This is a genomic window from Streptomyces purpurogeneiscleroticus (assembly GCF_020024005.1).
In the GTDB taxonomy this organism is placed as follows: Bacteria; Actinomycetota; Actinomycetes; order Streptomycetales; family Streptomycetaceae; genus Streptomyces; species Streptomyces purpurogeneiscleroticus.
On the sequence record NZ_NHSG01000285.1, the window covers coordinates 1 to 10,971 of the forward strand.

Here is a 10,971-nt window from a genome sequence, read left to right on the forward strand (position 1 = left end):
GCAGTAGAGGTCGTGTCGGCCGCGCTGGCGCGGATCGACGGGATCGATCCGGAGCTGCACGCGTTCACCGAGGTGTGGCGGGACGCTGCACTGGAACGGGCCGCCGAGGTCGAGCGGCTGGTCGCCGCCGGGGTCGACCTGCCCCTCGCCGGCGTTCCGCTGGCGGTCAAGGGGCCGCGCGGCGCGCGGTACGCCGCGGCGCGGGCCCTGGTGGCGGCCGGGTGCGTGCCGGTCGGCGCGACGGCGGTACCGGGGCCGGGCACGCCGTGGCAGACCTGGGGGCTGGGGCGGGGCGGACGTACCCGTAATCCCTGGCGCGCCGACCGGACGCCCGGCGGCTCCTCCGCCGGGTCCGCCGCGGCGGTCGCGGCCGGTCTGGTGCCGCTGGCGACGGGCAGCGACGGGGCGGGTTCGATACGGATTCCCGCTGCCTGGTGCGGGGTGTTCGGGCTGAAGGTCACCAACGGCGTGCTGCCGTCGCCCGACCGCACGGGCCTCGCCGCGCCCGGGGTGCTCACTCTGTGCGCGGCGGATGCGGTGGCGTATTGGAGGGCGGTGCGTACGCCGCCTGCGGCGGCCGTCGATGAGAAGAGCGGCGGCCCCCTCACGGGCCTCCTCCCGGGCCCCCTCCCGGGCGGCCCTCTCGCGGGCGGCCCTCTCGCGGGCGGCCCTCTCGCGGGCGGCCCTCTCGCGGGCGGCCCTCTCGCGGGCGGCGCGCCGCTCCCCGCCCTCTGGTCCGCCGATCTCGGCTTCGCCGGGCCGGACGCCGAGCAGGTGGAGATCGCCCGTAGGGCGGCCGGGCGGCTCGCCGAGGCGGGTGTTGTCCGGCTCGTGACTGAGGAAACGATCCGCCTGACCGATCCCGGCCCCGCCTGGCTCGCCCTGCGGACACCGGGAGCCGACCGGACCACCGCCGAGCGGATACGCGCGGACAACGACCGCCGGCTCGCCGCCCTCTTCGCCCGCGTCCCGCTCCTGCTGACGCCGGCCACGCCGAATCCGCCGCACGGTCACGAGGGCCCGGGCGACCGGTACAGCACCGCTCTCACCTGGGCGTTCAACCTCAGCGGGCATCCGGCGGCGAGCATTCCGGCCGGTTTCGGCGCGGACGGCTGCCCGGTGGGCCTGCAGCTCGTGGCCCCGCACGGCGGCGAAGCCCTGCTCCTCGCCGTCGCCGCGGCGGCGGAGCGGGCGGCCGGGCTGTCCGCTAAGGGCCTCACGGACGGCTCGGACCTCACGGACAGTCCGGACCTCGTGGACGGCCCGGGCCTCACGCCGGAGCGGTGAGGAAGTCCAGGAGTGCGGCGAGGAGGGGAGCGGGGGCGTCCAGGGGTACCAAGTGGCCCGCGTCCGGGATGAGTTGGAGTCGGGCGCCGGGGATGGCCGCGGCCAGTTCGTGGGCCTTGGCGACGGGGATCCAGGTGTCCTCCGTGCCCCAGCAGACGGTGACGGGGATGTCGATACCGGCGTACTTCCCCTGGATCTCGTCGGTGTAGCGCTGGTCCGCCTGCGCGATCTGCCGGTAGAACGCCGCCTGGCCGGCCTCGCCCGACCACGGCAGCACCAGTTCCCCGGCCACGTCGTCGCGCAGCCCCCGGTGGCTCGCGGAACGTATGTACTCGCGTACCAGCGCGAGATGCAGCGCCGGCGGCAACTGCTCGAAGACCGGGGCGTGTTCGCCGACCAGCCGGAAGAAGGGCGAGCCCCACGGGGCGAGCGCCACCGGGTCGACCAGCGCCAGTCGACCGTATGCGGCCCCGTGCAGCAGGTGAGCCCGCAGGGCGACGGCCCCGCCGAAGTCATGGGCGACGACGGAGGGGCGCGTCAGCCCCCAGTGGGCGAGCAGCTCGGCGAAGACCGCGCCCTGGGCGGCGAGGGAGACGTCCTGGCCCTCGTGCTTCTCGGACGCGCCGTATCCGGGCATGTCCCAGACGTACACCTGGTACCGCTGGGCGAGCGCCCCGGCGATCTCCTGCCAGACGTACGAGGAGAAGGGCGTGCCGTGCAGGAGGACGACCGGGTCCGCGTCCTCGGGCCCGAAGCGCTCCCAGCGGACCGTGCCCGCCGTGCTCGGAAAGGCCCTGCTCAACTGCCATGCGCGGGTGTCGGTCACGGGACTGGCGCCCTCTCTGCTCAGGAGTAAAAACTAGCTTTACCCCTTACCGTACAGCAGTCGTCGGCAGCAGCGGGCGCGAGACCGAGGTTTCCGCCGACCGCCGACCGCCGACCGCCGACCGCCGACCGCCGACCGCCGACAGTTGACGGCGGACCACCGACCACTGACCGCCGATCGTCGACAGTTGACGGCGGACTACCGACCGCCGACCGTCGGCTCTCAAGCCGGCGTCGCCCCGGACCGGTACTCGTACCCAGGGCCCGGCGGATACCCAGGCCCCGACGGATACCCCGGGCGCGGCAGATGCGTCGGCCCCGCCGGATGCGCCCGCCCCGACGGGCCGGTCAGGTACGTCCCCGTCCCCTCCGAAGAGTCGGTCTCCGGCCATCCCGGCCGCTCCTCCCCGGGCAGCGTGGCCAGTGCCTGGGACACCGTGGGGTACGTGCGCAGCAGCTCGCCGGAGCCGGTGAGGTGCAGTACGCGGGCGACGTTGTGGCGGACGCGGGCCAGCAGCAGCCGGCCCTGGCGCCGCTCCAGCAGCCATTGCAGGCTGAGCAGGCAGTTCAGGCCGCGGGAGTCGCAGAAGGTGAGAGTGGCGCAGTCCAGGACGACGTGGCGGTGGCCGCGGTCCAGGAACGTGCCGATGGAGGTGCGGAAGAGCTGCTCGGTACAGTGATCGAGCTCGCCGCTGATGCGCAGCACCGTGCCGGCCTCACAGGAGGCGAGCGCGGTCATCTCTAAGCCGTCGGGGAGCGGCATCTGGCAACCTCATCGTGCGGGGAGATGTGGGGGAGAGATGAGTGACTCTCACGTTGCCGACAGTAGCGGGTCTTGTTCTTGAAAAGCGTGTGATTTCCTGCCAAGCGTGCCAATGGCCGGAATGACTCCCCGGGCATGACGGCGGCGGCGACGGGCACCCGGCGCTGCATGGGACTCCTCACGCAAGTGGAAGACGCGATGGAGCACTGGGAACACACCCTGGTCAATCGGGTGTTCCGGAGTGATCCGGTGCGGCTGGTCGATGCCCTGCGACGGGAGTGCGACGACCACGCCGTCGTGTGCAGCGAACACCGGATACTGGTGCCCAACGCCTACGACATCGAGCTCGCCCGCTACGTCCACCAGGAGCTCGCCGGGCGGGACGGGCACGTGGGGCGGGCGTTGACGGACGCGCTCGCCCGGCACGCCGCCGAGCAAGGCTACGAGTGGGCGGGGCCGCTCACCGTCCATGTCGCCGAGACCAGGCACCACCTCGCCAACGGGCGCTACCGCATTACCAGCCAAGCCCTGCCGCACATCGGCCCGGACGCCTTCGACGCCCCCGCATGAGGCACGATGTATGGGCGGGAAGCGACGCCCGGAGACGATGAGGAGAAGGCATGGCAGCGGAGACGGCGAAGACGGAATCCAAGTCGGTGACGATCGGAACGCCGGACGGGGTGTGCGACGCGTTCGTCGCGCACCCGGCAGAGGGCGGCAGTCACCCCGCCGTGCTGTTCTACATGGACGCCATCGGCCTGCGTCCGCGGCTGGAGAACATGGCCCGCGAGCTCGCCGCGCACGGCTACTACGTCCTGCTGCCGAATCTCTTCTACCGGCACGGGAAGGCGCCCGTCATCGAAGTCCCCGACCTCAGCAGGCAGGAGAGCCGGGAGGGGTTCTTCGCGCAGGTCATGCCGATGGTCCGCGAGCTGACCCCGGAGGTCGGGATGCGCGACGCCGGCTGTTTCCTCGACTTCCTGGCCGGCCAGGAGGAAGTGCGCGCCGGTGCGGTGGGCCTGACGGGCTACTGCATGGGCGGTGTGCTCTCGATGCGCACCGCGGCGCGGTTCCCGGACCGGGTCGCCGCCGCGGCGAGCTTCCACGGCGGCAACCTCGTCACGGACGCGCCGGACAGCCCGCACCGGCTGGCCGGTGACATCGAGGCGGAGCTGTACTTCGGGCACGCGTCCCAGGACGACAGCATGAACGCCGAGCACGTCGCCGAGCTGGAGTCGGCGCTGGAGGCCGCGGGCGCGACGTACCGCTCCGAGGTGTACCCGGACACGATCCACGGCTTCACCATGTCCGACACCGCCGCCTACAGCGAGACCGGCGTGGCCCGGCACTGGGACGCGCTGCTGGACCTCTTCTCCCGCCGGCTGAAGGCGGCGTGAGGCCCTAACCCGCGCGCAGTACCTCCGCCACCACGGGTCCCGCCGCGTCGCCGCCGTGGCCGCCGGACTGGACCAGCGCCGCGGCCGCGAGGTCGTCGCTGTAACCGGTGAACCAGCTGTTGGACCGGGCCTGTCCGTCCTTCTCGGCGGAGCCGGTCTTCGCGCCCTTGTCCCCGCCGACGCCCGCCATCGCGGCGACCGCCGTGCCCCGGCCGACGGTCGCCGCGTGCATCATCTGCCGCAGCTGCCGGGCGACGGACGGGTCCAGCGGCCGCGCGGTGGCCGGCTTCCGCCCGTCGAGCGACTGCGGTACGAGGACGGGCTGCCGGAAGCCGCCGTTGACCACGGTCGCGGTCACGGACGCCATGGCCAGCGGGCTCATCTGGACCTTGCCCTGGCCGATGTACGAGGCGGCGGTCTCCACCCCGGACGACTCCGGGATACTGCCGTCGAAGGACGGTATACCGGTCTTCCAGTCGTCCCCGCCGAGCCCGAAGGAGTCCCGGGCCGTCGCGCCCAGCGCGGTGCCCGCGATCCCCTTGTCGTTCAGCGGCTTGACGGCCTTGATGAACGCGGTGTTGCAGGACCGGGCGAACGCGTCGGTCAGCGTGCCGTCCGGTATCGAGAAGTCGTCGAGGTTGTGGAAGGTGTAGCCCTCCCAGGACACGGTCGACGGGCAGGCGGCCTTGCCGGCCGCGTCGCCGACGTTGTTCTGCAGGATCATCGCGGCCGTGACGATCTTCATGGTGGAGCCGGGCGCCACTCTGCCCAGCATCGCCGCGTTGTAGCCGTCCGTACGGTTGTTGGCCACCGCCCGGATCTCGCCCGTGCTCGGCCGGACGGCCACGACCGACGCCTCGTCGTACTCCTTCACCGCCCGCTCCGCCGCTGCCTGTACGTCCGCGTCCAGCGTCGTGCGCAGCGTCCCGGCCCGGCCCTTCCGGAGGGTGACCAGGGTGCGGGAGGGCTCGCCCTCCTCGTTCTCGATGCGCAGCCCGATGCCGCGGGTGCCGCCGGCCTCGCTGCCGTACTTCTCCCGCAGGCCGTCCAGTACGGGCCCGAGCGAGGGGTACCGCTCCTCGGTCAGCGGCCGGCCGCGGTGGTCGACGGCCTTGATCTCGGGTGCCGCGCCCGCATCCGTCACCAGGTACTCGCCCTCCTTGAGCTGCGGGTGCAGCACCGAGGGCCGCCAGTCCACCAGCGGCTTGTGCGTGGTCCGCCCGCGGACTATCCGCAGCTCGGAGGCGTACGACAGGGGAGCGGTCCGTCCCTTGTACGACACCTTCGCCGTGACCTTGTACGGAACGGTCGTGCCGGTCCGCTTGCCGGGCGTGATCACGAGGTGCGTGAGGTGTGCCTGGTGGTGGAATCCGGCCAGTTCGGTCCGGGCGACCTCCCGGTTGTCGGTGAGCGCGGCGGCGGCCGCGCTGTCGCCCTTCGCCCAGGCGGAGAGGAAGTCCTTCGCCGTCTCCGTGGTCTCCTCGGCGCTGGGCGGGCCGGTCCGTACCGTCTGCGGGGTGCCGCCCGCGTCGCCGTAGCCGGCGATGCCGCTCACCAGGTTGTAGCCGCCGTACAGCACGACCCCGCCCACCACGACGAACACCCCGCCGACCATGGCGGTCTTCACCCCGCTGCGCATGTTGCATCCCCCTCCCCGAGAGCCCCCCGAACAAGATCAAAGGGGCATTGAGAAGCACGGTACGGGGCGGACGTGGTGAAAGGGACGTTCGAACGGAAGTCCGTTATCAGATAGCGATTTCGGCATACGGATACCGCTTCGGCGCGATGCTGCCCGCGTGGCGGGCAGCCGTCTACTCGGGGACGGGCGGGCCACGCCCTCCGACGCCTCGTACTCGACCGAGCAGTCCACCTCGTGGTGGGCGCAGAGGACCTGGGCCAGCCGGACCAGCGCCGCGGCGCCGTCCGCCCGGCCCACCCGGTGCAGGTCGACGACGACCGCGCCGCTGCCCGGGCGGATGACGGCGTTGAGGAGCCGTCCCAGGTGCGGTTCGGCGGCCGGACGGATCGGCCGGTGCACCTCGATGACGGTGCGGTCGGCGTACCGGCGTACCGCGACCGGGGACGGTCCGATCCCGTCGTCAGCGGCGCCGGCCGCCGTAGCGGCACCGGCCGTACGCGCGGTTCGCGCCGCTCGGGCTGTTCGTGCTGGTCGGGTCGTTGGGGAAGGCACCGGCAGGACGGCCGGCCGGAGCCGGCTGAGGACAGAGGTCCACAACGGGTGCAGGGAAGGGGCGGTCCACGTCATCGCGGTCTCCCTCGGCATCAAGACCTGGTGGGACAAGCCGTCGCGGCCCGCCGTGCCGCGACGCGGGAGCGACTGGGATTCTGCCACCCCGCGGCGCCCGGCGGGCAGGGCCGCTCGGCCTCGTACTGGGACCGGCAGGCTCTGTTGGGCCCGGCGCCGGGGCGCGGTAGGGCCGCTTGCCGGAAGGCGGGAACGGCCGGTGTCTTTCGGCCGATGCCGGGCCCCGAGGGGCACTCGTAGCTTTCATGGTCGAGTGGCGCACCCGCCGTTCCGGCGCGACTGTCCGCCGGGCGCGCGTGCCGGCGCCGGACGTCCCCAGGAAGATCCCCAGGAAGGGAGATCGTTTCTCATGCTCTCGGTATCCACCGCTGTCGCGGCCACCGGTTCGTACGTCACCTCCATCGCGGACACGACGGAGGAGATACGCGCCGCTCAGCGGCTGCGCCACCGGGCCTTCGGCGGGGAGCGGAGGGCCCGGCTGCGCATCCCGCCGGCCGGCTACGACGTCGACGGCTTCGATGCGTTGGCCGACCACCTGCTCGTGACGGACACCGCCAGTGGCGAGGTGGTCGGTACGTACCGCCTGCTGCCCCCGGGGCGCGGCGAACGCTCCTACTCCGAGGGCGAGTTCGATCTGCGGGCGCTGCACGACGTGCGGGGACGGATGGTGGAGGCCGGGCGCGCGTGCGTGCACCCGGACCACCGGACCGGCGCGGTGATCAACCTGATGTGGGCCGCGCTCGCCCGGTACGTCCTGCTCTCCGGCCACCGCTACCTCGCGGGCTGCGCTCCCGTACCGCTGGCCGACGGCGGCCAAGCGGCCTCCCACGCCTGGCTGCTGGGGACGACGAAACACTGCTCCCCGGCCGAGCTGCGGGTGCACCCCTACCACCCGTGGACGCCGCCGGGCGTGATCGAGAACGAGCCGAGTTACGCGCTGCTGCCGCCGCTGCTCCGCGGCTACCTCCGGATCGGCGCCTGGATGTGCGGGGCACCGGCCCACGTCCCGGAGTCCGACGTCGCGGACTTCTTTGTGCTGCTGGACATGGAGCGGATCGACGACCGCTACCGGCGCTTCTTCCTGGGGGAGTAGGGATACCCCCCGTACGTACCGGGGCCGCGTTCCTCCGGCGGGTGGAAGGGGGCCCCTGACGAAGGTCAGGGGCCGCCTCAGACCTTTGGGCACTGCGGCGTGACTCACCCGGCTCCTACCGTCGATCGGGAACGGTGCGGGCCCGTCGAGTACCCGCTCCCGCGCCGCGGACACCCAGCGAACGGAGACCGGACCCCCATGACGACGACGCCGACGACCGCGATGGAAACCCGCACCTACGTCACCTCCATCGCGGACTCCACCGAGCAGATACGCGCCGCCCAGCGGCTCCGCCACAAGGTGTTCGGCGAGGAACTGGGCGCCACCCTCGACCCTGCGCTGGCGGGCCACGACACGGACATTTTCGACGGCCTCGCCGACCACCTGATCGTGACCGAGACGGTGACCGGTGAAGTGGTCGGCACCTACCGGCTGCTGCCGCCGGGACGCACCGAACGCTCTTACTCGGACGGCGAGTTCGACCTGAGCGCGCTGGCCGGCATCCGGCCCTCGATGATCGAGGCGGGCCGCTCCTGCGTCCACCCCGACCACCGCTCCGGCGCGGTGATCAACCTGATGTGGGCCGCGCTCGCCCGGTACGTCCTGCTCTCCGGCCACCGCTACCTCGCGGGCTGCGCCTCCGTACCGCTCGCCGACGGCGGCCGGGCGGCGGCGAACGCCTGGTCCCTGTGCGCCGGGAAGCACGCCCCGCCCGCCGGCATGACGGTCCGCCCGCACCGCCCCTGGCAGCCCACGGGACAGCCGGCGGACGACCGGCCCGGATACGCCGGGCTGCCCCCGCTGTTCCGGGGATATCTGCGACTGGGCGCCTGGGTGTGCGGCGCGCCCGCGCACGACCCGGAGTTCGGCGTCGCCGACTTCTTCATCGTGCTGGACATGGAGCAGCTGAACGACCGCTACTACCGCTATTTCCTCGGAGAGTCCCGATGAGCCCCTGGGCCGTCTCGTCCCCGTGCACACCCAGTTGCGCCGCACACGCCGTGCCGCGCCTCTCCGGCGCCGAACGGGCCCGCCGGTACGCGGCACTGGCCGGCGCCCTGGCCCGCGGCATGGCGGCCGGGCCGCGCCTCGCCGACCGGCGCGTGATGCGGGCCAGGGCGCGCGCGGTGATCCGCGCCCTCGGGCTGCGGCTGGAGAGCAGTACGCCGTCGCTGAGTGTGCCGCGCGGACCCGGCGCCCCGGGGACGCTCATCGTGGCGGACCACATCTCCTGGCTCGACGTCATCGCCCTGCTGGCGGTGGAGCCCTCGATGCCGCTGGCCAAGCGGGAGGTGGGCCAGTGGCCGGTGTTCGGGGAGCTGGCGCGGAAGGCCGGGACGCAGTTCATCGACCGGGACGGGCTGCGCACGCTGCCGCGGGACGTGGCACGGCTGACGGCCACGCTGCGCGGCGGCCGTTCGGTGCTGGTGTTCCCGCAGGGCACGACCTGGTGCACGGAGTCGGGCGGCGGATTCCGGCGGGCGACGTTCCAGGCCGCGATCGACGCCGGGGCGCCGGTCCGGCCCGTGACGATCACCTACCTCCAGCACGGCAGGCCCAGCACGGTGGCCGCGTTCCTCGGGGACGAGGACTTCGCGACCTCGCTGCACAGAGTGATCAGCGCGAGAGACCTCACAGTACGGGTCACGGCCCACCCGGAGCTGGACCCCGGGGAGCGCGACCGGCGGGCGCTCGCCGCCGAGGCGCACGCGGCGATCTGCGGCACCCGGCCGCCGGTCCATGTCTGAGCTGTTCGACCAGTTCGCCGAGCTGGTCAAGACGCAGCTGGACTCGCCCTGGCTCTGGCTGATCGTGCTGCTGGTGGCCGCCCTGGACGCGCTGCTGCCGTTCATGCCGAGCGAGACGACGGTGGTGACGGTGGCCGTACTGACCGGCGCCGACTTTCCGCAGCTCGCGCTGCTGGCCCTGGTGGCCGCGCTGGGTGCGCTGGGCGGCGACTGCCTCGGCCACGCCATCGGCCGCTGGGCGGGACCGCGGGCCATCGACCGGCTGCTGCGCGGCGAGAAGGGCCGGCAACGGTACGCGTGGGCGCGCGCCATGGTCGGGCGGCACGCCACGACGCTGGTGGTGGCGGGCCGCTTCCTGCCGGGTGGCCGGGTGGCGTCCGCGCTGTCCACCGGCAGCCTGCGGTTCCCGCTGCGCCGCTTCGTCCTGCTGGACGCGGCCGGCGCCACGCTGTGGGCCGTCACCAGCACCGCCATCGGTTACGTCGGCGGCGCGGCCTTCGCCGAGGAACCGGTCAACGGACTGCTGCTGGCCTTCGCCCTCGCGCTGGTGATCGTGGGGGTACTGGAGGGGGTGCGCCGGCTGACGGTGCGTCGGGGGCGGGGCACCCCGGCTTTCACTGCGGACGGTCCGCTGCCGGTACCGCTCGACCGGCAGAGCTGACCCGAGGCACGGGCTCAGGCGGCCCGGCCCCACGCCTCCGCGTAAGCGCGCGCCGCCGTACGGGGGTCGGCGGCCGCGCAGATGCCCGAGACGACCGCGCCGCCCGCCGCGCCCGCGGCCCGCAGCGGCGCCATGTCCGCCACCGTCACCCCGCCGATCGCCACCGCCGGCAGCGGCGTGGGCGGCGCCAGCCGGGCGAAGCCCTCGATGCCCAGCTCCGGAGGCGCGTCCGCCTTTGTACGCGTGGCGTGCAGCGCGCCGATGCCGACGTAGTCGACCCGGGCCGGTTCCTTGGCCGCGGCCCGCAGCTCGTCCTCCGTCGCGGCGCTCAGCCCGATGACCGCTGCCGGCCCGGTCAGCGCGCGCACGGCGGCCACCGGCAGGTCGGACTGGCCGATGTGCACCCCGGTCACTCGCGCGCCGGCCGCGCGCGCCGCCAGGTACACATCCACCCGGTCGTTGACGAACAGCGCGACGTGCTCGGGCAGTACCGCGGAGATTCGCAGCACGGTGTCGAGGAACTCCCGCGCCGCACCGTCCTTCTCCCGTACCTGGACCGCGGTGACCCCGCCGGCCACCGCCTCGGCGACCGTGCCGGGCACGTCCCGGCCGCACGCGGCGGCCTGCGCCGCGTCGGTGACCAGGTACACGGAGAGGTCCGGCGGCGCGGGCAGTTGACCGCGCTCTTCCCTGAAGGTCACGCCCACGAGATCGCGGCCCGCTTGTCGAGCGTGTCCTCGTCGAGGCCGTACAGCGCGTCCAGGAAGGCGGCCGCGAAGCTGCCGGGGCCGCTGCTGCGCTCGGCCGCGACCTCGGCGGCCACGGTGTAGACCGTCACGGCGGCGACCGCGGCGGCGAGCCGGTCGCCGTCCGGGGTACCGGGGGCGGCGGGCGCGGGGTCGACGCAACGGACGAGGTCGAGTCGGCGGCC

At 73.5% G+C, this 10,971-nt stretch carries 13 protein-coding genes; 7 read left to right on the top strand and 6 right to left on the bottom strand.

Annotated elements, in window-relative coordinates; genetic code table 11:
* The coding region (locus tag CCS38_RS18275; RefSeq protein WP_223734355.1) for an amidase family protein at positions 1 to 1,287 on the top strand (1,287 nt) is incomplete at its 5' end.
* Here CCS38_RS18275 and CCS38_RS18280 read toward each other — a convergent pair.
* On the bottom strand, positions 1,271 to 2,113 hold the full coding sequence (locus tag CCS38_RS18280) for an alpha/beta fold hydrolase (protein ID WP_223734356.1): 843 nt from the start codon (positions 2,111 to 2,113) through the stop codon (positions 1,271 to 1,273). The two genes, CCS38_RS18275 and CCS38_RS18280, sit on opposite strands and share 17 nt — an antisense overlap.
* A gap of 222 nt (positions 2,114 to 2,335) precedes the next feature.
* Positions 2,336 to 2,851, bottom strand: a complete 516-nt coding sequence (locus CCS38_RS18285; protein ID WP_223734357.1) for an STAS domain-containing protein — start codon at positions 2,849 to 2,851, stop codon at positions 2,336 to 2,338.
* 192 nt (positions 2,852 to 3,043) lie between these two features.
* Here CCS38_RS18285 and CCS38_RS18290 point away from each other — a divergent pair, with 192 nt between their 5' ends.
* Both CCS38_RS18290 and CCS38_RS18295 read left to right on the top strand, forming a co-directional pair.
* Entirely contained in the window at positions 3,044 to 3,445 is a 402-nt protein-coding gene (locus CCS38_RS18290) for a DUF3662 domain-containing protein (protein ID WP_223734358.1), read from the top strand.
* A gap of 50 nt (positions 3,446 to 3,495) precedes the next feature.
* Complete coding sequence (locus tag CCS38_RS18295; RefSeq protein WP_223734359.1) at positions 3,496 to 4,272, top strand: dienelactone hydrolase family protein; 777 nt, start codon at positions 3,496 to 3,498, stop codon at positions 4,270 to 4,272.
* Between the two features lie 4 nt (positions 4,273 to 4,276).
* Here CCS38_RS18295 and CCS38_RS18300 read toward each other — a convergent pair whose 3' ends face one another.
* A complete protein-coding gene (locus tag CCS38_RS18300) occupies positions 4,277 to 5,911 on the bottom strand; it encodes a penicillin-binding transpeptidase domain-containing protein (protein WP_223734360.1) in 1,635 nt (544 codons plus the stop codon).
* A gap of 36 nt (positions 5,912 to 5,947) precedes the next feature.
* Entirely contained in the window at positions 5,948 to 6,310 is a 363-nt protein-coding gene (locus CCS38_RS18305; RefSeq protein WP_223734361.1) for a hypothetical protein, read from the bottom strand.
* Between the two features lie 577 nt (positions 6,311 to 6,887).
* Between CCS38_RS18305 and CCS38_RS18310 the strand changes: the two genes are divergently transcribed.
* From CCS38_RS18310 to CCS38_RS18325, 4 genes are all read left to right on the top strand, one after another.
* Positions 6,888 to 7,631: a GNAT family N-acetyltransferase gene (locus CCS38_RS18310; RefSeq protein WP_223734362.1), complete on the top strand. Its 744-nt coding sequence runs from the start codon at positions 6,888 to 6,890 to the stop codon at positions 7,629 to 7,631.
* Positions 7,632 to 7,829: 198 nt separating this feature from the next.
* On the top strand, positions 7,830 to 8,582 hold the full coding sequence (locus CCS38_RS18315; RefSeq protein WP_223734363.1) for a GNAT family N-acetyltransferase: 753 nt from the start codon (positions 7,830 to 7,832) through the stop codon (positions 8,580 to 8,582).
* Positions 8,579 to 9,379 carry a lysophospholipid acyltransferase family protein gene (locus tag CCS38_RS18320; RefSeq protein ID WP_223734364.1) on the top strand — a complete coding sequence of 267 codons (801 nt, stop codon included), beginning with the start codon at positions 8,579 to 8,581 and terminating at the stop codon, positions 9,377 to 9,379. Before CCS38_RS18315 ends, CCS38_RS18320 begins: the two co-directional genes overlap by 4 nt.
* Positions 9,372 to 10,040 (top strand): DedA family protein, encoded by a 669-nt coding sequence (locus tag CCS38_RS18325; protein ID WP_223734365.1) that lies wholly within the window; start codon positions 9,372 to 9,374, stop codon positions 10,038 to 10,040. The genes CCS38_RS18320 and CCS38_RS18325 overlap by 8 nt, the downstream gene beginning before the upstream one ends.
* 14 nt (positions 10,041 to 10,054) lie before the next feature.
* On the opposite strand, the gene thiE is transcribed toward CCS38_RS18325, so the two are convergent.
* Complete coding sequence (gene thiE / locus CCS38_RS18330; protein WP_223734366.1) at positions 10,055 to 10,741, bottom strand: thiamine phosphate synthase; 687 nt, start codon at positions 10,739 to 10,741, stop codon at positions 10,055 to 10,057.
* The coding region (locus CCS38_RS18335; protein WP_223734367.1) for a hydroxyethylthiazole kinase at positions 10,738 to 10,971 on the bottom strand (234 nt) is incomplete at its 5' end. The genes CCS38_RS18335 and thiE, both read right to left, overlap by 4 nt.

What these genes read in the sequence shown, in the direction of transcription:
- CCS38_RS18290 (WP_223734358.1), top strand. Translation starts at nt 3,044, where the DNA reads ATGGGACTCCTCACGCAAGTGGAAGACGCGATGGAGCACTGGGAACAC.
- CCS38_RS18310 (WP_223734362.1), top strand. Translation starts at nt 6,888, where the DNA reads ATGCTCTCGGTATCCACCGCTGTCGCGGCCACCGGTTCGTACGTCACC.
- CCS38_RS18315 (WP_223734363.1), top strand. Translation starts at nt 7,830, where the DNA reads ATGACGACGACGCCGACGACCGCGATGGAAACCCGCACCTACGTCACC.
- CCS38_RS18285 (WP_223734357.1), bottom strand. Translation starts at nt 2,851, where the DNA reads ATGACCGCGCTCGCCTCCTGTGAGGCCGGCACGGTGCTGCGCATCAGC.
- CCS38_RS18320 (WP_223734364.1), top strand. Translation starts at nt 8,579, where the DNA reads ATGAGCCCCTGGGCCGTCTCGTCCCCGTGCACACCCAGTTGCGCCGCA.
- CCS38_RS18300 (WP_223734360.1), bottom strand. Translation starts at nt 5,911, where the DNA reads ATGCGCAGCGGGGTGAAGACCGCCATGGTCGGCGGGGTGTTCGTCGTG.
- CCS38_RS18325 (WP_223734365.1), top strand. Translation starts at nt 9,372, where the DNA reads ATGTCTGAGCTGTTCGACCAGTTCGCCGAGCTGGTCAAGACGCAGCTG.
- CCS38_RS18295 (WP_223734359.1), top strand. Translation starts at nt 3,496, where the DNA reads ATGGCAGCGGAGACGGCGAAGACGGAATCCAAGTCGGTGACGATCGGA.